The 23781-nt window shown below is 67.9% G+C and carries 18 protein-coding genes and 2 pseudogenes; 16 read left to right on the forward strand and 4 right to left on the reverse strand.

What is annotated here, in order from left to right:
• The first annotated feature begins 43 nt into the window (after positions 1–43).
• The 3 genes from ABN034_RS28370 to ABN034_RS28380 are packed head-to-tail and all read left to right on the forward strand — an operon-like array spanning position 44 to position 5030.
• Positions 44–2023, forward strand: a complete 1980-nt coding sequence (locus ABN034_RS28370; protein ID WP_349694045.1) for an ABC transporter ATP-binding protein — start codon at positions 44–46, stop codon at positions 2021–2023.
• On the forward strand, positions 2020–3798 hold the full coding sequence (locus ABN034_RS28375; protein WP_349694046.1) for an ABC transporter ATP-binding protein: 1779 nt from the start codon (positions 2020–2022) through the stop codon (positions 3796–3798). Before ABN034_RS28370 ends, ABN034_RS28375 begins: the two co-directional genes overlap by 4 nt.
• A 38-nt stretch (positions 3799–3836) precedes the next feature.
• On the forward strand, positions 3837–5030 hold the full coding sequence (locus tag ABN034_RS28380; protein ID WP_349694047.1) for a methyltransferase domain-containing protein: 1194 nt from the start codon (positions 3837–3839) through the stop codon (positions 5028–5030).
• A 256-nt stretch (positions 5031–5286) separates the two neighbouring features.
• On the opposite strand, the pseudogene ABN034_RS34625 reads toward ABN034_RS28380, so the two are convergent.
• A pseudogene (locus ABN034_RS34625) lies at positions 5287–5538 on the reverse strand (acyltransferase domain-containing protein); the annotation flags it as partial.
• Here ABN034_RS34625 and ABN034_RS28385 point away from each other — a divergent pair.
• The 4 genes from ABN034_RS28385 to ABN034_RS28405 all read left to right on the forward strand — a co-directional run bounded on the left by ABN034_RS28385 (position 5473) and on the right by ABN034_RS28405 (position 10378).
• Positions 5473–5610, forward strand: a complete 138-nt coding sequence (locus tag ABN034_RS28385; RefSeq protein ID WP_349694048.1) for a hypothetical protein — start codon at positions 5473–5475, stop codon at positions 5608–5610. The pseudogene ABN034_RS34625 and the gene ABN034_RS28385 overlap by 66 nt on opposite strands.
• A 362-nt stretch (positions 5611–5972) precedes the next feature.
• Entirely contained in the window at positions 5973–7043 is a 1071-nt protein-coding gene (locus tag ABN034_RS34630; RefSeq protein WP_502879107.1) for a GNAT family N-acetyltransferase, read from the forward strand.
• A gap of 98 nt (positions 7044–7141) precedes the next feature.
• Positions 7142–9607 (forward strand): CehA/McbA family metallohydrolase, encoded by a 2466-nt coding sequence (locus ABN034_RS28400; RefSeq protein WP_349694049.1) that lies wholly within the window; start codon positions 7142–7144, stop codon positions 9605–9607.
• Between the two features lie 9 nt (positions 9608–9616).
• A complete protein-coding gene (locus ABN034_RS28405; protein WP_349694050.1) occupies positions 9617–10378 on the forward strand; it encodes a phosphotransferase family protein in 762 nt (253 codons plus the stop codon).
• Between the two features lie 163 nt (positions 10379–10541).
• Here the strand turns inward: ABN034_RS28405 and ABN034_RS28410 are convergent, their stop codons facing one another.
• Positions 10542–10925: a VOC family protein gene (locus ABN034_RS28410; protein WP_349694051.1), complete on the reverse strand. Its 384-nt coding sequence runs from the start codon at positions 10923–10925 to the stop codon at positions 10542–10544.
• A gap of 101 nt (positions 10926–11026) precedes the next feature.
• Between ABN034_RS28410 and ABN034_RS28415 the strand changes: the two genes are divergently transcribed.
• From ABN034_RS28415 to ABN034_RS28450, 8 genes and pseudogenes are all read left to right on the forward strand, one after another.
• Positions 11027–11815, forward strand: a complete 789-nt coding sequence (locus ABN034_RS28415) for a TetR/AcrR family transcriptional regulator (protein WP_349694052.1) — start codon at positions 11027–11029, stop codon at positions 11813–11815.
• Positions 11816–11857: 42 nt separating this feature from the next.
• Positions 11858–12880, forward strand: coding sequence for an aminoglycoside phosphotransferase family protein (locus ABN034_RS28420; RefSeq protein ID WP_349694053.1), 1023 nt, complete (start codon positions 11858–11860; stop codon positions 12878–12880).
• A gap of 24 nt (positions 12881–12904) precedes the next feature.
• Positions 12905–14716, forward strand: a complete 1812-nt coding sequence (locus ABN034_RS28425; protein ID WP_349694054.1) for a HEAT repeat domain-containing protein — start codon at positions 12905–12907, stop codon at positions 14714–14716.
• A gap of 43 nt (positions 14717–14759) precedes the next feature.
• Positions 14760–15089 carry an MFS transporter gene (locus ABN034_RS28430; RefSeq protein WP_349694055.1) on the forward strand — a complete coding sequence of 110 codons (330 nt, stop codon included), beginning with the start codon at positions 14760–14762 and terminating at the stop codon, positions 15087–15089.
• A 69-nt stretch (positions 15090–15158) separates the two neighbouring features.
• Complete coding sequence (locus ABN034_RS28435; protein WP_349694056.1) at positions 15159–15524, forward strand: hypothetical protein; 366 nt, start codon at positions 15159–15161, stop codon at positions 15522–15524.
• A 212-nt stretch (positions 15525–15736) separates the two neighbouring features.
• Complete coding sequence (locus ABN034_RS28440) at positions 15737–16363, forward strand: hypothetical protein (RefSeq protein WP_349694057.1); 627 nt, start codon at positions 15737–15739, stop codon at positions 16361–16363.
• Positions 16360–16959, forward strand: coding sequence for a DUF402 domain-containing protein (locus ABN034_RS28445; protein WP_349694058.1), 600 nt, complete (start codon positions 16360–16362; stop codon positions 16957–16959). Before ABN034_RS28440 ends, ABN034_RS28445 begins: the two co-directional genes overlap by 4 nt.
• 96 nt (positions 16960–17055) lie before the next feature.
• Positions 17056–17205 (forward strand): annotated as a pseudogene (locus tag ABN034_RS28450) (class I SAM-dependent methyltransferase); the annotation flags it as partial.
• 147 nt (positions 17206–17352) lie between these two features.
• On the opposite strand, the gene ABN034_RS28455 reads toward ABN034_RS28450, so the two are convergent.
• Positions 17353–19290: an ABC transporter substrate-binding protein gene (locus ABN034_RS28455; RefSeq protein ID WP_349694059.1), complete on the reverse strand. Its 1938-nt coding sequence runs from the start codon at positions 19288–19290 to the stop codon at positions 17353–17355.
• A gap of 319 nt (positions 19291–19609) precedes the next feature.
• On the opposite strand from ABN034_RS28455, the gene ABN034_RS28460 reads away from it, so the two are divergent.
• Complete coding sequence (locus ABN034_RS28460; protein ID WP_349694060.1) at positions 19610–21619, forward strand: AfsR/SARP family transcriptional regulator; 2010 nt, start codon at positions 19610–19612, stop codon at positions 21617–21619.
• Positions 21620–21659: 40 nt separating this feature from the next.
• Here the strand turns inward: ABN034_RS28460 and ABN034_RS28465 are convergent, their stop codons facing one another.
• Positions 21660–23711, reverse strand: coding sequence for a DUF2599 domain-containing protein (locus tag ABN034_RS28465; protein WP_349694061.1), 2052 nt, complete (start codon positions 23709–23711; stop codon positions 21660–21662).
• Positions 23712–23781 lie beyond the last annotated feature (70 nt).

Genomic DNA, 23781 nt, shown 5'->3' on the forward strand with positions numbered 1-23781 from the left:
AAAGCACTGGTCCTTGTTCACGGTCTGCCGTTAGCTTTCGCGCATGGGAGTTCCCGGCTCGTCTCTGGTGGCCGGGTCGTTTCGTCGGATGGCTCTCTACGGCCGGGTGCTGTGGGCATCAGCACCGGCCCACTCGTTGACGGCCTTGGGGCTGGCCGCCGGCTCGGCTGCTGTCGTGACCGGCGGCATCCTGGCGACCGGACAGCTGATCGGGTCGCTCCATCAAGCCGCCGTGGCCGGGGCATCACCGGCCGCTGCCGAACGAGTGTGGCTCTGGCTGCTCCTCGTCGCGGCCACATTCGTCTCCTCGCCGATCCTGACGTCAGCGACGGCCGCGTTGTCCCAGGCGATCTCGGCACGTTACGTCCGCACGTTCTACGACATGGTGATGGACGCGGGGACGGCGCCGCACGGCGTTGCCCACCTGGAGGATCCCGACGTCGCCGGACGCCTCGATGCGGTGATCAACGCCAGCCGCGAGTGGGACTTCACCGCGGGTATCGAGCTCACGTGGTCGATCGTCCGCACCCGGCTCACCGGTGTGGGCTCGTTCCTCGTGCTGATGGCGTGGCATTGGTGGGCACCCTTCGTCGTGGCCGCGTCGTACGTCGTGCTGTCCCGGGTGTTCACCTGGTGGGTGAACAGGCAGCACGACAACGTCCTCGAGGTCGCCGGTGACGAACGTCGCCGCGCGGCCTATCTGCGTGGGCTGCTGACCGGCGCCGGACCAGCGAAGGAGGTCCGGCTGTTCGGCCTGGCGGGCTGGCTGCTGGAGCGTTACTCGACCACGTGGAAAGCCGCGATGGTTCTGGTCTGGCGCAATCGCCACCGTGGGCTGGGCAGGGTGATGGTGGCCGCGGTCGCCATGCTCGCCGCCAACGGACTGGTGCTGGCTCTGCTCGCGCGCGACGCCTCGGCCGGTGTGGTCTCGCTCGCGGCGATCGTCACGCTGGTGCAGGCGATCCTCGCGTTGGAGGCGTTCGGCCCGTTGGGCGACGAGCAGATGGCGCTCGGCCGCTCCACCGCCGCGACGTGGGAGCTGGTCCGGCTCCGCACCCAGCTCGGGCTGAGGGAGCTGCCGGATCCACCCGGCCAGACGCCGGCGCAGGCGGCCTCGCCCGCGACGGCGATCCGGTCGGGTGCCGCGGGCATCGAGCTTCGCGACGTGACGTTCACCTACCCGACGCGCGAGGAGCCGACGTTCACGCGGCTGTCGTTGACGGTGCCGGCCGGCCAGGCTTTGGCCGTCGTAGGTGAGAACGGCGTGGGGAAGTCGACGCTGATCAAACTCCTCTGCGGGCTCTACGCGCCAGACTCGGGAACCGTCCGGATCGACGGCGGCGACCCCGCCGCCGACGACTCGGTACGCCACCGAGTCGGGGTGATCTTCCAGGACTTCGTCCGCTACAAGTTGTCGCTGCGCCGGAACGTCGGACCGCACAGCCGACCTGGCCCCACCGGACGCACCAACGCCAACCCACACTCGCCCGCGCACCAGGTCGACGACTCGGTCCTGGCCAGGGCGCTCGAGGACGCGGGGGGCACGGAGCTCCTGGAACGGCTCGAGCACGGCTGGGACACCATTCTGTCGCCTGAGTTCACCGCCGGCACCGACCTGTCCGGGGGCCAGTGGCAGCGGGTCGCCCTTGCCCGTGCGCTCGCCACCGTCGCGAGCGGCGCCGGGATCCTCGTGCTCGACGAACCCACGGCCGCGCTCGACGTGCGCGCCGAAGCGGCCTTGTTCGACCGCTTCCTCGAGGTGACAGCCGGGATGACGACGTTGCTCGTGAGCCACCGCCTCTCGAGCGTCCGGCACGCCGACCGCATCGTCGTGATCGGCCAGGATGCCATCGGCCGGGGACGCGTCATCGAGGACGGCACGCACGACCAACTCCTGGCCGCCGGGGGCACCTACGCCCAGATGTTCCACCTGCAGGCACGGCGTTTCGCCGCCGCAGGGGCCGCCCGATCTGAGTACGCCGGGCACACAGCGGACGACACCGGGCAGGTGCCGACGCCATGAGGGCACTTCGAGGCATCGGCATCGTGATGGCCATGTCCGTGCGGGTCAGCCCCTGGCAGACGCTGGTCTGCCTCCTCGAGGCCGTCGGCAAGGTCATCGGCCTGCTTCAGCCCCTCTACCTCGCGTGGTTCGTCGAAGGTGCCGTACGAAACGACACGAGGCAGATGGTGCTCGCCGTGAGCGCCTTCACCGCATCGATCGGCCTCAACTGGATCCTTCAGATCGCCGGCACGACCGCGCGGGTCAACCAGATGGAACGCGTGGGCTTCGCGTTCGACACCGAGATCGCCCGCATCACCGCGAGCATCCAGACACTGGACCACCTGGAGTCGCCGCGTTATCTCGACCGGCTGCAGATCCTGCGCGATCAGCGCGACGCCCTCGGCGGCGCCTTCAACATGCTTCTCGGCACGTTCAACGATCTCGTCTTCGTGACCGGCACCATCCTGCTCGCGCTGACCGCCGACGCGAGGCTGCTGCTGCTGGTTCTCGCCGGCCTCCCGATCCTCGCCGCGACCCACTGGTTGGCGCCCTGGCAGGCCGCCGCCGAGCAGTCCTCCGCCGAACCGGGCCGCCTGACCACCCACCTGCTGGCTCTCGGCACCTCACCCACTGCCGGTGCGGAGCTGCGCGTGTTCGGGATCCGCCGGACAATGCGGGCCGAACTCGCCGAGGCGGTGACCGGCTGGCGACAACCCGGTGTGCGCCTGGCCATCCGTACGAACGCAGTCGAAGGCGCGTGCGCCACGTTCTTCTTCCTCACCGCTGCCGCCGTCCTGGCGTGGATGGTCAGCGACGCACTCGCCCGGTCCGTCCCCGTCAGTGCGCTGGTCCTGGCCGTCCTGCTGGTCGGCCGTCTGCAGTACGCCGGACGGTCCGTGCAGTGGGCCATCATCAGCTTCACCCGCATCGCTCGCATCACCGGCCAGTTCCTCTGGCTACGCGACTACAACGATCAGGTCCGCGCCGGGCAGTCCCGGACCAGCGCCCCGCCGGCCCGGATCGACGACGGGATCCGACTTGAGCATCTGACCTTCAGCTATCCCGACGCCGACACACCAGCCGTCCGCGATGTCAACCTCCACCTACCAGCCGGTGCCGTCGTCGCACTCGTCGGCGAGAACGGCGCCGGCAAGACAACCCTGGTCAAACTCCTCACCGGCATGTACCGACCCACGTCCGGCCGGATCCTGCTGGACGAGACCGACCTCGCCGAGGTCGACATCGACGCCTGGCGAGCCAGCACCGCCGGAGCGTTCCAGGACCACGCCAGGCTCGAACTTCTCGCACAGGAGACGGTGGGTGTCGGCGACCTCGCGCGTCTCCACGATCCGCAAGCCATTCACGCCGCGCTCCGCAGCGCCGCGAGTGAGGACGTACTCCAGTCACTCCCCCAAAGCCTGGACACCCAGCTCGGCAGCTCCTGGCCCGGTGGCGTCGACCTGTCCGGCGGCCAGTGGCAGCGCCTGGCGATCGCGCGCGGAATGATGCGTACCGAACCGCTCCTGCTCGTCCTCGACGAACCCACCGCCGCACTCGACGCCACCACCGAACATCGCCTCTTCGAGCGGTACATCGCTGCCGCCGGTAAGGCACGGTCCCGCGGCGCGGTCACCCTGCTGGTCACCCACCGCTTCTCCACGGTCGCCGCCGCCGACCTCGTAGTCGTCCTCGACCAGGGAAGCGTCGCCGAACTCGGCACCCACCAAGAACTGGTGGCCGCCCAGGGCCACTACTCCGAGCTCTACGCACTTCAGGCCCGCGGCTACCACTGACCAGCCGACCCGGACCGTGGCCACAGTAGGCTCCCCAGATGGACGTCGGCTCCGAATCGACCCGGCTCATCGTGCTGCGCGGCAATTCGGGTTCGGGCAAGAGCACCGCGGCCCAAGCCATCCGCGAGGCGTACGGACGCGGACTTGCGTGGGTCTGCCAGGACATCATCCGCCGCACCATCCTGCGCGAACACGACTATCCCGGGATGGCGAACATCGGCCTCATCGAGCAGACGGCGCGCTATGCACTCGACCACGGCTACCACGTCGTCCTGGAAGGAATCCTGTACGCCGACAGGTACGAGTCGATGCTCGCCCGCCTGCACCGGGACCACCGCGGCCCTACGTACTTCTACTATTTCGACGTTTCCTTCGCCGAGACGGTACGCCGCCATGCCACGCGACCACAGGCGACCGCGTTCACGCCGGCCGACATGGAGAGCTGGTACCGACAGCGGGACTGCCTGTCGTTCGTCAACGAACGCCTCATCGACGAGTCCAGCTCACTCGACGATACGGTCGACAGAATCCTTTCCGACACCGGCCTGCTGGATTCTCCCCACATCACCGAGATCCAGATGGAGAAGGTCGAGCGGGCTCCCACCCGGCACGAACGCCTCACCAGGGTTCCTTGGGACCACTCGTACCAGGACGCTTCCCCGCCGTGGGACCCCGGCCGCCCACAAACGGCGTTCCTCCAGCTCGCCGAACACGCGGGAGCCGTTCATGGTCGCGTTCTCGACGCGGGTTGCGGCACTGGTGAGAACGCGCTGGCGTTCGCCGCGGCCGGTTTCGAGGCCTGGGGCGTCGATGTCGCTCCCACCGCCATCGAGATCGCCCGCCGCAAGGCCGCCGAACGAACCCTGACCGTGACCTTCAAAGTCGAGGACGCCCTGCAACTGCAGCGACTGCAGCAGCGTTTCGAGACAGTGCTCGACTCCGGCCTCTTCCATACCTTCGATGACGAGGAAAGGGCCAGGTACGTCGACAGCCTCGGCACTGTGATTGCGCCGAACGGGACTGTTCACCTGCTGTGCTTCAGTGACGCGGCGGCAGGAGATGGCGGACCGCGCCGGATCAGCCGAGCCGAGATCTGTTCGGCGTTCGCCGACGGCTGGCATGTCGTCGACATCCGTGCGACCCGCTACGAGACCCGCTTCGGCGGTGAGGGCTCACCGGCCTGGCTCGCCACGATCCGACGTGCGGACACGCCGTCGCCGCCAAGGGCCTAGAACGGCAGCCAGCCGGTGCGCTCGTACCAGTGACCGCCGGAACGAAGGTGGGCGCCGGGGGAATGTGGACGGAGAGCGCATATCCGCATGGACCGTCGGACAACGAGATGGCCCCACGGTTGAACTCCAACTGTCCGAGTCTGTACTGCGCCCCTCGAAAGAGCAGCATTGCGCTTGTCCCGAACCCGAAGAGTCCGATGCCGCTGAGCCCGGTGACGGATCGGTGCTTCTGCATCACTGCCGCGAGCCCGGTCAGGCTGCTCCAGGACACGTCATCGGGAATCCCGCGCTCGGCGTGGTAGCGACGTACCTCGGGAAGGACGGCCAGATACATCCAGACAGGCAGGTGCCGGCCCACCGGCCCGGTCTCCGGGGAGAACCGCACCGGCCATCCCGAGTGGCCCTCGATCGGTACAGCCTCGCCCATAGTGGCGAGTAGCGCGTGGTAAGCGCGGTCCAGCACCCACCACAGCGCGGGGTGGGCATGCGGATCGGGGCGAGAGGCCAGCGTCTCGTCGCGGTCCTCCTCGTCGACGCCGAGGCGTTCCAACTGCTGCGCTGCCTCGGCATCGTCGGGTAGCACAGGTCCGGGTGAGGTAGCTGGCCGGTCGATCCGCTCCAACCACGTAATGGCCTCGGCAGGTAGGTCCAGTTCACGGACCAACGCCGCACAGTCCACGTCGACGGGAGAAGTCTCGGGCGGATTGATGGTCAGATCGCGGTCACAAGACACGTCAGGCAGGTCCTTCCGCTACTGGTCACGCATGCGGATTCTGCTTGACGGCATACTGGCCGCCACGCCACGGATGTGTGCGATGACGCTACACCCCATCGCGGCAGGGTCGGGTCCGGTTGTGGACGTGGAGCGGTGTACTGCTGTCGCCGGTGTTACCGTCCTGGCCACGGCATCGGTGCGTAGGGCTGCTGGGGAGAGATGCCGAGATGCCAAGGAAGCAAGCAACCAAGGCTGAGGGACATGACCGCCTGGAGCTTGGGTTCAGTGGCGAGATCTTTCAGTGGCGCGGGCCCGCACCGTACTACTTTGTCAGGGTGCCCGAGGAGGAGAGCCTCGAGCTGAAGATGGTGTCCTCTGGCACCTACTACCGGGGCATGATCCGGGTTCGGGCGCGTATCGGTGAGACGGAGTGGGCGACATCGTTGTGGCCCAAGGACGGGCGTTACGTCCTCCCGATAAGAGACTCGGTGCGCAAGCCCAGGGGGCTCGCCGACGGGGACACCGTCACGATCCATCTCACGGCGGCTGCACCAGCGTTGGAGAAGAGGCAGGATCCCCTTCGGGCGCCTTCTGCACAAGTCGGTCGGAAAGCGTCTCGGGTGGCCGGGCGACGCCAACCACGTAGGCGAGACGATCAACGGCCTGGGCGCAGCGGAGCAGGCGTCGCAGAGGGTCGCAGCAGGCCGCCCGTCACCGACGATCAACTTCGGATCGTCCCTGCGAACGAGGCGACGTGGGAGGACTTGCAAGCCATCTTCGGCGTACGCGGCGCTTCGTCCATCTGCTGGTGCCAGCGGTACAAGATGCAGCCCAGAGAGCGTTGTATCGCCACGGTTGGAGCCGCCGAGCTCGCCCCCCGGCTCCGGGAGCAGACCGCCTGCGGACAGCCAGAGTCGACCACGACGACCGGTCTGGTCGCCTACCTCGACGGTGAGCCGGTCGGCTGGTGCGCGGTCGACCCTCGATCCGCAAACCCGCGCCTGTTGAGCCAATGTCCCACCCCATGGGTCGGACGGGCCGAGGACAAGACCGACGCCAGCGTGTGGGCGGTGACCTGCATCCTTACCCGGGCTGGTTTTCGGCGCCGAGGCATTAGCCGAGCACTCGCCCGGGCCGCCGTCGACTTCGCCCGACAACGAGGCGCCCGTGCCCTGGAGGCCTATCCCCACACCAGGGAGTTCGGGCACTTCGGCACTCCCAGCGTCTTCGCCGCCGCCGGCTTGGTCGAGGTGAGCAGGCCCACCCTCAGGCGCATCGTCATGCGCATCGACTTCTAGCAGCGTTCGGATCAGTCCCGCCTCGGCGAATCTAGTTGGCACGGCCTGGCCGCGAAAAGCACTGCGCCCGGTTCACCGGCGACCGTTACGATCGGCCGATGGCCGGATATGAGCCCGTGGATCTTCATCCGTACTGCAACGCAGGTGTCGACGTTCTTGGCGACACCGCTGACGATGCCCCGCTCGGTCACGTGCAGCTTCGTGGGCTGCCGTTCCAGGTCGGCGGCGATGACCCGGCGGCACAGCGGTGCTTCGTCGCGCCCCAAACGCCGACGCCGGTGTCGATCGCTGTCGGCCAACAAGCCAGCCGCGTGATCGTCGCCCATCGCCTGCTCGAGCCCACCGGACCTGCCGGGCACGGAGTCGGTACGCACGTCGCCGACTACGCCTTCCACCTCGCTGGCGGCGAGGTCATCACCGTGCCCATCCGGGAGCGGTTCGAGATCCAGGTCGTCCCGACCGAGTGGGGCCGGGACGCGTTCCTCGCGGTCTCGGACACCCCCGACGGCAACGAGCCGCGTTTCGAGGGCCGCTGGGACGGCGCCGGCTACCGTCTCACCGAGCACCACAAGGGGCGGGTCAAGGCGTACTGGCTGTGGTGTTGGGAAAATCCGCATCCCGAGAGGACCATCGAGCGGATCGAGCTCATCCCGCACGGCCCGGCGTTTCTCGTGGCGGCGCTCACGCTCAGCCAGGCCGACGAGCATCCGTTCGTCAACGGCCCTGCGAGGCCGGTGCGGCTCGAGGTCACCGATCCCGACCTCGCCGCCCGCGACGACGTACTCAGCATCGAGGTCGACCGCGGTGTCGCGACCTATCCGCAGCCGCTGCCGACGACTGTCGACGACCGGCCGGGCTACGGCGCGGCCAACGCACCGCCACCCGCCAGCCCCGCCTACGCGGGCGTCGCGGCGATCCCGTCGGCCACCCTTGTCCTGCGGCAACGGGACGAGGATCTCGGCCAGGTCACCTGGGGTGATGTCGAACGCGACGGGCACGCCGACACCGGGCGGGTACGCGTGACGCTGGCCGACTCCGGCCGCAACTGGGTGCACGTCACGGTGCTGGACGACACTACCGGCAAACAGGTGCCGTGCCGGGTGCATTTCCGTTCCCCCGAAGGGATTCCGTACCAACCGCACGGCCACCACAACCACGTCGCGCAGAACCTCAACAGCTGGCACTACGACGTCGGCGGCGATGTCCGGATGGGCCAGTCCACCTACGCCTACATCGACGGCAAGTGCCAGGGATGGCTGCCCCGGGGCGAGGTCGTCGTCGACGTGGCCCGGGGGTTCGAGTACGCGCCGCTGCGCGAGACGGTACGCATCGAACCCGGCCAGCGGGAGCTGACCCTGCGGCTCAACCGGGTCGCCGACATGGCCGCGAACGGCTGGTGGTCCGGCGACTCCCACGTCCACTTCCTGTCCACGGCCGGCGCGCAGCTGGAACAGCTCGGCGAGGACCTCCGCGTCGTCAACCTGCTTCAGTCCCAGTGGGGCGCGCTGTTCACCAGCACCGAGGAGTTCACCGGCCGCCCGAGTGGCGTGGGTGGGGTGCATGGCGGCGACTACCTCACCTATGTCGGTCAGGAGAATCGCCAGCACGCCCTTGGTCACATGGTCCTGTGGGGGTTGAAGGAACCCGTCATGCCGTGGTGCAGCGACGGTCCCGACGAGGCGGAGCTGGGCGGTGCGCTCGACACCAACCTCAGCGACTGGGCCGACCGTACCCACGCGCAGGGTGGCACCGTGGTCGCCGCGCACTTCCCCAACCCCAACGGCGAACCCGCCGTGCTCGTCGCCACCGGACGCGCCGACGCGGTGGAGATGCTCGCCCAGGGTGAGGACAACCTGCGCGAGTACTACCGCTACCTCAACTCCGGCTACCGTCTGCCGCTCGTGGGTGGTACGGACAAGATGTCCAGCGCGGTGCCGGTCGGGCTCTACCGCACGTACGCCCGACTCGACGCCGACCAGGAGTTCAGCTACGACGCGTGGTGCGCGGCCGTCCGGGCAGGGCGGACCTTCCTGTCCGGCGGGCCGTTGCTGGATTTCCGGGTCGACGGCCGGCAGCCGGGCGACATGGTGGAGCTGTCCGGGCCAGGGACGGTCACCGTCGAGGCACAGGTCACCAGCATCTTTCCCCTGCGTACGTTGGAGATCGTGTGCAACGGCGAGGTCGTCGGCACGGCCACGCCCGACTCGACTGGCGACAGCGGCGACCGCCGGCTCTCCCTCACCCAGGACGTACGCATCGACGGCAGCGCCTGGATCGCCGCCCGGGCGTTCGGCACTCAGACGCATCTGGACGAATGGGGGCGGCAGGTCTTCGCCCACACCTCGCCGGTCTACCTCGCCTGCGGTGGACCGTGGGGAATGGCCGATCCGGAAGGCCTGCACTACATGCGCACGCTCGTCGAGGGCGCCCGGGAGTACGTACGCCACACCGCTCCGCGCCGGGCCGACCACCTCACGACCCACCACCACGGCGAGGCGGATCACCTGGCCTGGCTGCAACGCCCCTTCGACGAGGCACTTCGCGCCCTCGACGCTCGCCGCTGAGCTCGCTGCATGTCCGGGTTCGTCAAGCGGCGGAATCCTCCGGCGCCGGGGTCGATTCCTGACGCGCTCCAGCCGTTCGAGGCGGAGGTGCGGTTCTACCGGGAGGTCGCGCCCGTGGTCGGCGTGCGCACCCCCGCCTGCTTCGAGGCGGAGGCAGGTCCCGCCGGCACGCGGCTCGTCCTCGAGGACCTGTCGACGTGGCGGCAGGGCGCCGACCCCGCCGTCGCCGCTCGCGTCCTCGCCGGCCTTCACCGACGCTTCGAGAACGACGCCGCCGGTCGGTGGCCGTGGCTGCGCCGGAGCGGCGCTGGTGGTGACCTGGTCGGCCAGCTCTACGACCGTACCTGGCCGATCCTCGCCGCCCGTCGCGACGTCACGGCGCGTGCTCGTGACCAGGGCGAGCGGCTCGTCGGCGCCGTGCCGGAGCTGGCGCGCGCCGGATCCGCCGCCGGACCGCTCACCCTGGTCCATGGGGACGCGTCGGTGCGCAACATGCGGACGGCATCCGACGGCACCCTCGCCCTCCTCGACTGGGAGGACGTGAGCCTCGCCCCCGGCCTCACCGACCTCGCGTGGCTGCTGGTCTCGTCCGTGCCGCCGCCGCGCTGGCCCGACGTGTTCGCGGCGTACGGCGACTGCGCCGGCCTCGACCTGGTGCTCCCCACGGCCGTCTCGCAGGCGTTCCTCAGCCTCGCGGACACGCCGGAAGGTTCAGCCGACGCGAAGGGATGGATCGCCCGCATCGAGGCCGCTGGCGCGCGGCTGACCTGAGCGCCAGCCAGGCGACTTGTTGGAGGTTGGTCGACTTAGAAGGCGACGAACCTCCAACAGTTCGAGCGACGGCAGGCGACGATCCCTACCAGGACAGGGGATCTGCGGCGTGCGTACGACCGAGGTCGCGGATCGCGTCCAGCGTCTCGGACGGTAGCTGCACCTACGCCGCGGCCTTCCAGTCGACGAGCTGGACGATGACGCCATTGGGGTCGCGTACCTGGAAGGCGCGCTCGCCCCACTCCTCCACGGTCAGCGGCATCGTGATCGTGACTCCCTCCGCCTGGAGGCGGGCCAGCTCGCCTTCGAGATCGTCGACGACGAAGGCGAGGATCAGCCCGGACGCGTGGTCGTTGCGCTGGTCCTCCGGCAGCGACTCGAGCCCGCGCCGCAGGAAGACCACGTTCATCCCGGCGTCGTCGCGGGTCAGTGACGCGAACCCGTCCGCCGCCATCTCCTCGCGGAAGCCGAAGTGGGTGGCCAGGAACTCGGCGGAGGCCGCCACGTCGTCGACGTTGAGCGACACTGCGGACGAAGTGATCTTCATAGAGCCCTCCAGGAGCGATAGAGTCGAGACAACAATGCCGTACGCCGTACATTGTACGTCGTACGGAGTAATCTGGCGAACGCCGACCCGGAAGGTCCGACATGTCCAGTGACCGCAGCAGCGCAGGCGACCCGGCACGCACCCTCGAACTGCTGTGGCGCGACCGGGGCGCGGCGGCGGGTGGGCAGCGAGGACCACGCCAGGGTCTGACCGTGGACCAGATCGTCACGGTCGCGATCGACCTCGCCGATGCCGAGGGCCTACCGGCGGTGACGATGCGCCGCGTAGCGCAGGAGCTAGGGAGGGCTCCGATGTCGCTCTATACGTACGTTCCCGGCAAGGGAGAGCTCGTCGACCTCATGCTCGACACGATCTACGCCCAGATGCCACGCACGACCCTGCCGGCGAACGCGGCGTGGCGGCGACGGGTCGAGGCGGTGGCGGGCGACAACCGGTCGATGTACGAACAGCACCCCTGGATGGCCACCGTCTCCACCAGCAGACCCACGCTCGGACCGGGCGCGATCGCGAAGTACGAGCACGAGCTGAGCGCGTTCGACGGTGTGGGCCTCGACGACGTGGACACCGATGCGGCGCTGACCTTCGTGTTGAGCTTCGTCCAGGCATCCGCGCGTTCCGCCGCCGACGTTGCCGCGGCTCGTCGCGACTCCGACCTGACCGATGAGCAGTGGTGGGAGGCGAACGCACCGCTGCTGGAGCGGGTGTTCGACGAGGCGAAGTACCCTCGCGCGGTCCGCGTGGGCGCCGCGGCGGGTGCGGCTCACGGCGCGGCGTACAGCCCTTCCCATGCGTACGACTTCGGGCTGCAACGCGTGCTCGACGGCCTCGCCGCCCTCGTCAACGACCGCCGCAGGACTCGCGAAGGCTAAAAGGGATCGACGCGGGCGATCAAAGAGACCTAGCTTCTCCCTGTGTCGACGCCACCAGAGCAGGTCCTTCGCTGGGCGGCCAACGCCGTGGGCGCGGGTGCCGTCGTCGAAAGCAGCCGCAGCCTGCGAGCCGGCAACGAAGGTCCATGGCTTCTCCGCCTCACCCACGGCCGGACGACCATCGACGCAGTACTCAAGACCGGGCCGCCGGAGTGGCATGAGCTCCGCACGGAAGGAACGGCACTCGCGTGGGCTGAGCAGCACCAGCTTCCCACGCCACGCCTTCTCGCCTTCGAAAAGGAAGCAGCCGCTGGGTTTGTGGCCATATTGACCGCCGTACTCCCCGGCAGCACAAGGATTCCGCGAGTGGCGACACCTCAACGCCTCCGCGCCCTCGGCGCTGCCGCAGCAGCGGTCCACTCCGTACCGCTTGCCCCACGGCCCGATCTTCCGCTGCGTACCCACCACATGCCGTGGGTCGACCGCGCCGCGGAACGTCGATGGGCGCGGAGATACCAGCAGACGACCGACGCACAGGAGCGCGACGCCATCGTGGCGGAGTGGCGCAACGCGGGCCTGGCCCCATCTCCGGACGAGGCCCACACCGTGCTGCGGGAGACCCGATCGACGCCGTTGCTCGACGAGGCGGACGATCGTCTGCAGGACATGACACCACCACGCGGCGAAACCGTCTTCGTCCATGGCGACCTCTGGCACGCCAACACGATGTGGGACGGCGATTCGTACGTCGGGATGATCGACTGGGACGCCGCTGGCGCCGGCCACTACGGAGTCGACCTGGGCTCACTGCGCTGGGATGCGGCCATCCTCTTCGGGCCGAGCGCACCCGGTGAGATCCTCACCGGCTGGGAAGAGGCCAGCGGCCGCAAGGCGGAGAACGTCGCCTACTGGGACATCACCGCCGCCCTGAACACCGACGTCGAACTCGACAGCTTCGTCGAAATCATCCACGCAGAAGGGCGTCCGGACCTCGACGCGGCGACGTTGACCGAGCGTCGCGACGGCTTCATCCGGACAGCGCTCGATCGACTCGGCCACGACTGATCATTCTGTGCCAGCATTGGCTGGATGGGCGGCCCACGAAGGCGGACTCGCGAGCAGGAGGTGGCGGAGTTCCGCGACGCGCTGACAGATTCCGACTCCCAGGTACGCCTCAATGCCGCGGTCCGACTCGCCTACCTCGACTGCGCCGACGGCCTCGCCGAGCTCGTCACGGGCCTGTCCCATCCCGAGGGCGCGATCCGGCTGGTCCAGGTCCCCGAAGCCCTGTCGCTGTTGGGCGAACCCGGATTCTCCAGGGCTCGCCGACTCCTCAGAGACCACGGTCCGGTGCGGCTCGCCGCCGCCAAGGCACTGACGTACGCCGGTGAGTTCGACGGCGTGGTCGAGGTCATCATCGACTCACTGCACGATGCGGATCGTACGACCAGGAACGAAGCCGCCTCGCTCGTCGGCGAACTCGGACCACCTGCGGTCGACGCGTTCGACGCCCTCACGGCGGCATTCCGCGACCAAGGCGAGGAGCTGGCGATCGCCCTGCCGGCGTTGGCCTCCGCCGGTGGGGAACGGGCGCTCCCGATCCTTCGTCAGGCCCTCGACCACGACGCGTCACCGGTAAGGACCTCCGCGATGCGGGCGCTGGCCAGCCTCGGTACCCGTGCCGCCGACACTCACCCGATGGTGGCGTCGGCCCTCGACGACCACTCGGCCCCGCTGCGGGAACGCCTCACCGCGGCCCACACCCTGACCCGCATCGGCCCTTCGGGCGAGGCGGTGGCCGCGACCATCGGAACGACGCTGCCGCAGGCGGGCCGCTGGCTGCGGATCGGCCTCCTGCGGGCTCTTGCCCACATCGCTCCCGGCTATCCTCGGCGGCCGGAGGCCAGCCAGGAGTGGCCGTGGTGGGAGTCGCGCTCCGTCCACACACCACGGCCACAACGGGTCGAGCCGGCCGGGCGAGCCTGTGCCGATCTCCTTGGCACATTGGTCGCACACCTCGACCACGACGATTCAGACGTACGCCGGAATGCCGCCCTGGCGATGGCATTCTTCGGCCGGTTCGGGCGTACGGTCGCAGGCGACGTTCGGGCGGCGCCTCGACTGCCGGAACCGTTGCGTGGCGACCTGCTGCGCCGGCTCTTGCCGCGTGCTCTCCACGAGTCCGTGACACCGTCACCGTTGCAGTCCGGCCGCTACGCCCACCTCGATCCGGCCGCTTGGCAGTGGGGCCTGTACTTCGCGCAACCCGACGTCGACCTCGACGCCATCGCCGCCGACTGTGAACGCCAATGGGCACAGGCCGACGGCGGCGATCTCGATTACCAGCTCGCGGTACCGAAGTGGCAGTTCCTGCACTACCTGGTCGAGCGCCACGGTGTGGTGCTGCACGGTTCGGCGACGCCCGGCATCGACGTGCTGCATCCACGCAGTCGCAGTTGGGGTGGCGGTCGTACGTCAGGCCAGCCTGGTATCTTCGCAGTGGACCATGCCCTGATGGCGATGTACTTCGGGATCATCGACCGGTCGAAGGTTTCGTCCATGAGCAACGGCGTGTGGTGGGGCAGGAACCCCGACGGAACGCAGCGCCGGTGCTTCTCCCTGGCCGTGGAGTACGCCGGACTAGCTGCGCGGCCGTTCGTGGATGCGACGTTGTACGTGCTGCCCTCCGACACGTTCACGATGATGGGTGAGCTGACGAGTCTGGTGCCGGTGAAGCCGCTGGCTCGGCTCGCGGTCGCCAAGGGGGACTACCCGCTTCTCGAGGACGTGTGGGGAAACGACATCGGACCACTCGCGTCGCAGTTCGGCGGGCGGTTCGCGTTTCTCCGGGACGTCGGGGCCTTTCCTGCCAAGCGTTCCGCGCCCTCCGGATCGAACTGAGGCATCGGTCAAAGCAACCTGTGTGTGCGCATTCTCGCCGCGGGTGCTGTGGTCGGGCCAGTCGGTGGCCGCGCTCGGATCCACCTCGTGCATGGTGGCCTATCCCCTGCTGATCCTCGACGTGACGCATTCCCCTGCGCAGGTGGGACTCGTCATGGCGGTCGGAGTCATTGCCCGCCTTGTCGTCGGCCTGCCGGCGGGTGTGTTCGTCGACCGGTGCGACAAGCGTCTGCTCATGCTCGCGTGCGGTGCCGGCCAGCTCGTGACCCAGGCGATCCTCGTGTCCGCCGTCGCCGGTCACCGGGTGAGCATCGGCTTGGTGCTCGTCGTGGAAATCGTCGGCGTCACTCCGCCGCGACCACCGGCCTGTTGATGACGTTCGCCGGCGTCGGCACCCTCGCTGGGTGCGCTGTTCGCGCCACGCCTCGTGCAACGGCTGAGCGTGCGGACGATCCTCGTCGCGAACCGATGCCTGTGGGCCGCACTCATCCCGTTGTTTCTCGTGGTCGACAGTACGTATGTGATCGGCGCGCTCTTCGCGGTGATGTTCGCGATGGGCCCGACCGGCAGCACAGCCGTCACCACTCACCAGATGGGCGTGACGCCGCCACAGCTGCAGGGGCGCGCGAGCAGTACCCGTGGCTTCTTCACCGGCCTGGCCGCTCCGATTGGGCTCGGCCTTGCGGGATTCAGCCTTGGGCACTTCGGGCTGGTGGTGTCCGTGCTTTCCCTGACGGCGTGGGTGATTCTCATGGCTGTCATCGCCACCGTCAGCCGTGCCATCCGATCACCGTCGGCAGCCCGGTGACCGTCGGGCAAAACGCGATAGCCTGCTGAGGACAACTGACCGTACCGGGTAAACCAAGAGATAGCTCACGGCTTCCTCCGGGAAGATCGTGAACGTAGCGCAAGCGGCCTTCGGCCTAGCGCGCTTGGGAGCCACGGTCCTCTCCGCGTCCATGCTCGTGCTGGATCGTGGAGACGGATCGCTGCTCCCGGCGTGTTTTCTAGGAGCCGTCGATGTCCGCGCCAGTACCGCCATCCGCAGCAGCCCTACCCTCCCCATCGATCCAGCCTTCGCGTTATCTCGACCGGTTCGTTCGTACGACGGTGGGAGCGAGACTCGCCAGGTCCCGAGTCTTCCCGAACGCCAAGGAGGTAACGGAAAGCTACGCGGCGAGAGCGGCGGCTCTCCGTTTCCGGGCGGAGTTCCCGCCCGCGGATCCTCACATTCTCCTCATCGCGGTCGCCGACGGGTCGACCCCGCGAACGGCGGCCACCTTCGCTCTGCACACCGCATGGGAATGCCATTCCGTCGACCCCCGGTTGAGAAGCTCCCGGCGCTGGGCGGCGATACCGCGACTCACGCTTCATCCGCAGCGGATCGAGACCTGCCGGTTCTCAGCCCCGCGCGCCGTCGTGGTCGCCGTCCACTCCCATGTCAGCCTGGCGTTGTCCTTGGCAAGCGTCTTTGCTGATGACCTGCTGGTGATCGCCATGCCATGCTGCCTGCCGATCGACCTCAACGAGCCAGTGGATCTGAGTTTCGACGACGCGCACGTTCTGTCTGCCCGGCGTACGATCCACGCCTGGTCACTGCCGCACGGTCGACCGTGCGCGAGCGAAACCGTGGGAGCGGACATATGAGGGCGGAAACCTACGCCGAGCGCCCGCGCCGGCTCGCGCGCAAGCTCCGCCAGCCGGGTCACGTCGCCGCGTCGTGGACCGAGACGGTCGTCGGTCGGGATGACGTGGGTGAGTGGGCGGTCCTTCCGGCTGGAACACCGATCCATCGAGATTCCGGCACCATCCTGCGGTACCAGTCGGCGCAGGTCTTCTGTTATCCCCACCAGGGGTGGTGGGTCGCGCGTCTCGGCGGACCCGACGCCACGTTCCTTGCCTCTCGCGTGGACGGAACGGTCAAGACCGTCGACAACCCGGCACCGGATCGCGTGGACGTTTCCACGCCACCCGTCGTTTCGCCAGCCGGCGTGGAGTTCGTCGACCTCATCCTTGACGTCGTACGCCATGCTGACGGCACCGTCGAGGTCCTCGACGAGCACGAGGTCGAACAGGAGGCGGCGGCGTGGTCGATCCCGGCCCAGCAGATCGAGCAGGCCTGGCAGTCCTGTGCCGAGATCGTCGCGATGATGAAACGTGCCATGGCGCCTTTCGACGGCTCCGCTGCGTACTGGCTCGACCAGTTTTCCGTCGGGCCCGGCAGTCCTGCGCGCCGTCGATAATCGGTACGCCGCTCAGCCGATGCCTGCCATGCTGGCCCGCATGGCGCGGCACGGCGCCTCCGTCACGGGCTGGACTTCTCCCGCCAGGCGGTCGACATCGCTCGCACCCTCGCCACCCGAACCGGTGTCGAGGCGGAGTTCGTCTGCGCCGATGTCATGGCGGCTGCCGACGTCCTCGACGGCACGTTCGACGTCGTGTTTCTCTCCAAGGGCGTCTTGATGTGGATCGAGAACGTCTCGGCTTGGGCGCAGGTCTGCGCTCGGCTCCTCAAGCCTGGCGGCGTCTTCTACCTGCTCGAGTTCCATCCGTCCGTGGAACCCGTACGTAGGCACGGAGTCGCGGGCGGCCGGGCATTCGCCGACGCCCTGGTAGTCCAGGTCCAGGTCCAGGTCCTAGTCGGCGACGAAGTACTGCTCGGGCCTTGTCGGGCCGGGCGTCGGGTAGAGCCAGGCGGCGGGAATCTTCCTCGGCACGTTACGGAAGTTCCTCCGGACAGTTCCGTACGTCCCGTCGACCGAGACCAGGCCGATCACCCAGAACTGCTCGATGGCGATCTGGAGGATCTGGTTGAAGAGCCCCCTTGCCTCGGCCTTGTCGACAGTGGCGCGGAACTGGTCGTAGAGCTTCATCTGCTCGATCGCGGCCGCCGGGGGCTTCTCGCCTTCGGCGCCACCGGAGGTGTACCACGTCGACCACAAGGGCGCGTAGTTCGACTCGCCACTGTAAGGAAAGTACCAACGAGGATCCAGATCCGCGTCGAACAATCCCCCGTCACCAGTCCACACACTCGCGTCGTGCAGGTTGGCCGCCTTGCGATCGTAGAAGAGAGTCCGGTCCTCCGTCTTGACCTGCATCTCGACTCCGACCTCGCGCCAGTACCCCGTCACCAGATCCATCGCCGAGATCTGGTTGGGCTCATTGGTCACGACCTCGAGTGAGAACGCGATTCGCTTGCCATCCGGCCCAAGGCGGGTCCCGTCGCCGTCACGCCGCGAGTAGCCCGCCCGGTCGAGGTAGCTGTTTGCCTGGTCGACGTCGTAGTCCGTGAACTGCTTCGCGAGCTCCTCGTTGAAGAACTCCGACTCTTTCCGGGGAGCCGCCTGCCATGGCTCGCCCTGCCGCTGGTAGACCGCATTCACGATCTCCTGCCGGTTTATTGCATAGGAAAGACCAATGCGGAAGTCGCGGTTCTGGAACACCTCGCGAAGAGCTGCGTTCTTGGTGTTCAGGTTCAAGGAGATGACTCCCTGGTTCATGCTCCCGGGAACCCCGTCGATGAACTCGTACTCGCCCTTTTCACGCCCGCGGGCCAGGACTGGTTTGTTGTCCAACGTGGCGACACCACCGGTCAGTGCCGGAGCGTTGAAGTCGAGATCGCCACTCGTCGTGCGAAGGAGCACAACCTCGAGATCCATGATCTCGTACGTCACCCGATCGATGTACGGCAGCTGACTGCCGTCTGGATCCACCTTCCAGTAGTACGGATTCCGTTCGAACACACCACGACCCGACGAGTCGTCGACCGCCGTCGTGAGAACCCAGGCGTTGAGGCTCGGACGGTCAGGGTTGCTCGTCGTCGTGTTGCGGTCCCAGAAGTAGTCGATCCAGTCCGAGAAGCCCTCGTCTTTTGCGGCCGCCTCGGTGTCGGGGTTGTAGTCGATGTGAAACTTCTCCATGTAATGGCGAGGAGTGATGAGCGAGTTCGCGCTCGGAGTGGCGAGGCGACGGAGGAACAACGCGTTCGGAGCACCGAACACGAAACGCACGGTGTGGTCGTCGATCTTCTCGAGCGTGGCGAGCTTGCCATCGGTCGAGAACATCTCTGGCGGTATCGGGCTGATCTCCTTGTTACCCCAGACATCCTCGAACATGAACGTGAGGTCGTCCGCGGTAAAGGGTTCACCGTCGGACCATTTGACGCCTTGCCGCAGGTTGAAAAGGTAGGCTTGGCCGCCGTTCTCGACTTCCCAGCCTTCGGCAAGGTTGGGGATGAGGTCACTCCAGTCAGGCGCCCAGGACACCAAGGGGTCATATCCGAGTTCGACGTAGAACTTGTATCCCACTGCCGCCAGACCGTCGAGGTAGCTATGCCATGTCCCGCCGTAACGCCCCACCTCATCGATCGGGTTCACCACGAGCGGGTTCTTCGGCAGCCGGGATGACAACGGTGGCAGGTCGCCCGCCTTCACCAGTTTCTCGAGGCTCGGCGCCTGTTTTCCTTTGGCCGCGCCAGCGTTGTTTCCCGCATCAGACCCGCCAGGATCGGTGGAGAGCAGGTCACAGCCCGCGACCGCCACGCTCGTCAGCGCCAAGCCTCCCGCCAGTCCCAACGCGTCCCTTCTCGACAGCCGACGTGGGAACTCTTGACTGTTCCTGACCACGTGAGGTTCCTCCGCTCTACTGTGTGGCTCCTGCGGCGACACCACACGCCACACGCCACACGCCGGCGTTGCCGGCCTCGCCAACGGGTAAGCGCTTACCCTTGGCGCTCACCCTCGTCGTGTCAAGACCTCATCAGCGTCAACGGTCCAGTCGGGCCGAGGTCGGACAGCCGGCTACTCCAGTGCCGACGTCCTGGGAAACGGCTGGGATGCGCTGTGCGACGATCTTCGCCGTACGCATGCGGTGCAGCCATACGGGGGAGGACGCATGGAGTACCACCTGCTCGGGCCGGTCGAAGCACGTCACCAGGGGGACGCCCTCCGGATCGGGGGCCCACGACAACGGACGGTGCTGGCGACCCTGGCCCTCAACCTCGGCCAGGTGGTACCCGTCCGTAGCCTCGTCGAGGCGGTGTGGGATGGCGCGCCACCGGCCACCGCCCACCGGCAGATCCTGACGGCCGTGTCTGGGCTGCGCCGCTCGCTGGGTACGGCGATCGAGACCCGGCACGCCGGCTACCTGTTGCACGCCCGCCCCGACGACGTTGACATTCATCGCTTCGAACGCCTGGTTGCCGAGGCCCGGCGGCTCGACGAGGGTAGCCTGCACGCCGCCGCCGCGCGGCTCCGGGAGGCGCTCGCCCTGTGGCGCGGACCGGCTCTCGGCGGAGTACGCGGCATGGCTGCCGAAGTCGCCCGGTTGGAGGAACGACGACTTTCGGTGCTGGAACTGTGCCTCGAAGCCGAGCTCGCCACCGGCGCACACGCCGACCGAGTGGCGGAGCTGTTCGCGCTGGTGAGGGCGCATCCACTGCGAGAACGGTTCCGGGCGTTGCTGATGAGGGCGCTCCACCAGCTCGGCCGTCAGGCCGAGGCGCTGGAGGTCTACCGGTCCGGGCGTACGCAGCTCGTCGAGGAGTTGGGCATCGAACCCGGCCAGGAGCTGGCCCGGTTGCACGCGATGATCCTCGCCGGAGGCGACGAGCGGATACCCGTCGCCGCGGGGCCACTGCGCGCGTCCGATCGCGTTACCGAGCAGCAGGTCCCGGGTCCGGCGTGGTACCGCGACCCGCCCGTACCCGTGCCGCCGGCTTTCTTCGGCGTGACCCTCAACAGCACCCGCGGTGAGATGCCCGGCTTCCGGGTGAGCGCCGTCCGACTGTGGGACTGCGCCTGCCGATGGTCGAACATCCAACCCCGCAAGGACGTCTTCGACTGGCAGAGACTCGACCGGTTCGTGGCGCGTGCGCAGAGCGCCAGGCTGCCGGTGCTCTACACGATGGGCATGCCCGCCGGATGGGCGAGCCCGGACGCACGACGCGCGCCCTACACCAACGACTCGCGTGCCGCACCGCCGCGCGACCTCGCCGACTGGGACGCCTACGTGCACGCCACCGTGACCCGCTATTGCGGCCGGATCGAGGCGTACGAACTCTGGGACTATGCCAACTCGCCGATGAGCTACAACGGCAGCGCCGACACCCTGGCCGAGATGGTCCGGCGCGCGGCACAGATCATCAGGTCGGTCGACCCGGCTGCGTTCATCGTGTCGCCGTCGTTCGGCGACCTGTGGGAACCTTCTGGCCGCGAGCAGCTTCACAGGTATGCGCTGGCGGGTACGTTCGAACCCTGTGATGCCGTGGCGGTCAAGCTGCATCAGCGGGATACCCTCGACCCGCCCGAGCAGATGATCGAGCTGACCGACCTCATCAACCGGACGTTGCACAAGGCCGGCGTCCAGCGCGCTCTCTGGGCAACCGGACCGTCGCACGACATCGTTCACGCTCCACGACCGGACCAGGCCACGGCCGGTGCACACGCCGTTCGACACTTCCTTGCCGGCATATACGCCCGTTGCGCCCGGATGTACTTCTACAACTGGGGAGGCCGGAAGATTCCCCTCGTCCTGCAGGCCGACGGAGGTCCGCCCACCCAGGCCGCCCGGTTCGTCGAACGACTGCAGCACTGGCTGGACGGTGCGTGCGTACGATCCGGTAGCCACGGCAGCGACGACAACCTCCCGCCGAACGTCTGGCAGATCCGGCTCGTGGCTCCCACCGCACCGGAAGGCGGCCCGCCCGGTCGGTCACCGGGCGACGCGGTGATCCGGTGGACCGACACCGGCGAGGCGACCATGCCGGTCGAGCCGGGCATGGCACGGATCGAGCACCTCGACGGCACGGTCGAGGTGCTCGATTCCGCCGGCCCGATGGTCATCACCGAGTTGCCCGCCCTGATTCACTACCACCCGGGCAGCGAACCCTCCGCGGGCGGCTGAGCAGGTGCCCGCGCCGGTACCGGCGATGCTCCCGCCACACTCATTCGACACAGAGCAGGCAGTCTTGCGCCCCAATGGCGGTGAGCTCCGCGTCCGGAAGCACGCCGTCGAGGGCGTCGCCGAGTGGCAGTGGTGCTCCTGGTACCCAGCCGCTGTCGATCACGGTGGCACCGGTGGTGAGGGCGCGCGGCTCGGCGACGTCGACGTCGAATCCGGCATCAGGACTGGTGTCATAGAGCAGGTCATCGGGCGGAGTGGTTCCCGAGGAGAGCGGCCAGACCACCGCACGGAAGCTGGCGTCGGTGGCGTACGCGACGAATCCGTACTCCCCGGCCGTTCCCTTCACCGCGCTCTTGGCGTCCGGTGTGATCACCAGCCAGTCGAGCGTGGTGGTCGTGAAGGTGAGCCGCTCGTCGCCGCTGGCCGGCGCGGAGAGCGTGAAGGTCCCGAACGGCTTGGTGGAGTCGGTCGTGAGGTACTTCGCCACCGTCGCGAACATGGCCAGGTCGTCGACCTTGCCGGCGCCGGTCAGCAGGCCGGCTCTCGGGTCGTAGACAACGACCATGATCTCGGCCGAGTCCGCGCCACCTTCATCGTCGGTCACGGTCATCTCCATCGTGTACATCCCGGCGTGGTCGAAGGTCCTGCCGCGACTGCACGTGTGGTCGTCCGCGGCGAACTTCGACGTGGTCCCGTCGTCCCAGGAGACGGAACAGGTGTGCGTATCGTTGCTGCCCGGATCGATGAATGGCGCCTCGAGCTCTATCCGGTCCTCGACGCGGTAGACGGCCCAGTTCTCCGGGGCTTTCAGCCTGAGGGTGGGCGCGACATTGCGTACCGTCAGAACCGCGCTGTCGCTGACCGGCGCGTTCACCCCGTCATCCCCCGTGAGCGTGAGCCGGTACGTGCCGTCGTCGGTGCATCGCACCGTGGTCACGGGATCGCTCTTGTCGGCAAAGCGGCACTTCGCTCCGGCATCCACACCGTCCATCGGTTCGTACGTCCAGTGGACGGGAGGCTCTCCCAGCTCGTCGACCGCCTCGCCGCGTAACTTGACGTCGGCGCCTTCATTACCGTCCACGTCCGGTCCGGCGTTCACGACCGGCGGCCGATTGTCCGGCCGGTCCACCGGGGGGATGTTCTCGTCGTATTCTGCCTCGGAACTCCAGTTGCATTCGTGCTCTTTGGCGCCGCCCCACACCTCCGCCCAGGAGATGTTGGGGCGCCATGACTCGAGGTCCCACGAGTCGCCGATCTGGTCCGGTTCGGCGAAGTACTTCCCCTGCGCGTGGCAGACGAGCTGTTTGTAGATCGACTCCCGCTGGTCGTCAGAGAAATGTTCGGGAAGCGGCGTTCGGGCATTCAGCTCCGCCGACATGAATTTGAGCGCAAGCCCTCCGAAGATGTCGGTGTCATTGGTCTCCTGCGTGGGCCACACGCTGGCGGTGATGCCGAGATCCCCGTGGTACTCGTCGTTGTAGACGCTCGTCTTCTCGAAATAGATCTGGTCGTCCTTGTCGTCGGAGAGCGATCCCAACCAGTCCTTCTCGCTCCGACCGCTGTACTGGATCTCACCGTCGGAGTCCTTGGCCCAGAGTCGCCAGGACATTTCCGTGATCTTCGAGGTCTGGCGGTCGATCGTGAATCCATAGTCGTCACCGCACTTGTCCTTCGGAATCTCCTGTACGCCATTCCCACGTCCCACTCGCCAGGTCACGCCGATGGTGAGTCCGTCGTCGCAGTCGAGGTCCAACAGGATGAACGAGTTGAATCCCGCCCCACCCTTGCGGCCGTGCTCGCCGTCGTTGCCGCTGTAGAACCAACCCTCGCCGAGGACGTCGGAGCCGTCACCGACGTACCCGAAGCTGGTGGACGCGCTCGCTGTCGAGGTGATGTTCGACGGGACGAGGAGGCCGCCGACCATGGCCACCAGCACGAGCGCGCGCATGAGAAGGCGGCGCGGCAGCAGCGGTGCCGGCATGATGCGCGCACCGAGAGCGGTCTTGCGTTCCGCCAACCCCCTCGTGCCGGAACGCCTCTCGGCACGCGCCTTTGCCGGCCTGCGGTGGGTCCCGCGTAGCAGACGCCTCATCCGTGCTGTCCCCCTTGGCAGTGCTCTGCCTGTCGCGTCGCCTGGTCGGCCGCATCGTCGGCCGGCGCAT

Origin of the sequence: Actinopolymorpha sp. B11F2 (genome assembly GCF_040195635.1) — a bacterium.
Taxonomy (GTDB): Bacteria; Actinomycetota; Actinomycetes; order Propionibacteriales; family Actinopolymorphaceae; genus Thermasporomyces.

Excerpts from the sequence above, each read along its gene's own strand:
- ABN034_RS28370 (WP_349694045.1), top strand. The coding sequence starts at position 44 with ATGGGAGTTCCCGGCTCGTCTCTGGTGGCCGGGTCGTTTCGTCGGATG.
- ABN034_RS28375 (WP_349694046.1), top strand. The coding sequence starts at position 2,020 with ATGAGGGCACTTCGAGGCATCGGCATCGTGATGGCCATGTCCGTGCGG.
- ABN034_RS28380 (WP_349694047.1), top strand. The coding sequence starts at position 3,837 with ATGGACGTCGGCTCCGAATCGACCCGGCTCATCGTGCTGCGCGGCAAT.
- ABN034_RS34630 (WP_502879107.1), top strand. The coding sequence starts at position 5,973 with ATGCCAAGGAAGCAAGCAACCAAGGCTGAGGGACATGACCGCCTGGAG.
- ABN034_RS28400 (WP_349694049.1), top strand. The coding sequence starts at position 7,142 with ATGGCCGGATATGAGCCCGTGGATCTTCATCCGTACTGCAACGCAGGT.
- ABN034_RS28405 (WP_349694050.1), top strand. The coding sequence starts at position 9,617 with ATGTCCGGGTTCGTCAAGCGGCGGAATCCTCCGGCGCCGGGGTCGATT.
- ABN034_RS28410 (WP_349694051.1), bottom strand. The coding sequence starts at position 10,925 with ATGAAGATCACTTCGTCCGCAGTGTCGCTCAACGTCGACGACGTGGCG.
- ABN034_RS28415 (WP_349694052.1), top strand. The coding sequence starts at position 11,027 with ATGTCCAGTGACCGCAGCAGCGCAGGCGACCCGGCACGCACCCTCGAA.
- ABN034_RS28425 (WP_349694054.1), top strand. The coding sequence starts at position 12,905 with ATGGGCGGCCCACGAAGGCGGACTCGCGAGCAGGAGGTGGCGGAGTTC.
- ABN034_RS28440 (WP_349694057.1), top strand. The coding sequence starts at position 15,737 with ATGTCCGCGCCAGTACCGCCATCCGCAGCAGCCCTACCCTCCCCATCG.
- ABN034_RS28445 (WP_349694058.1), top strand. The coding sequence starts at position 16,360 with ATGAGGGCGGAAACCTACGCCGAGCGCCCGCGCCGGCTCGCGCGCAAG.
- ABN034_RS28460 (WP_349694060.1), top strand. The coding sequence starts at position 19,610 with ATGGAGTACCACCTGCTCGGGCCGGTCGAAGCACGTCACCAGGGGGAC.
- ABN034_RS28465 (WP_349694061.1), bottom strand. The coding sequence starts at position 23,711 with ATGAGGCGTCTGCTACGCGGGACCCACCGCAGGCCGGCAAAGGCGCGT.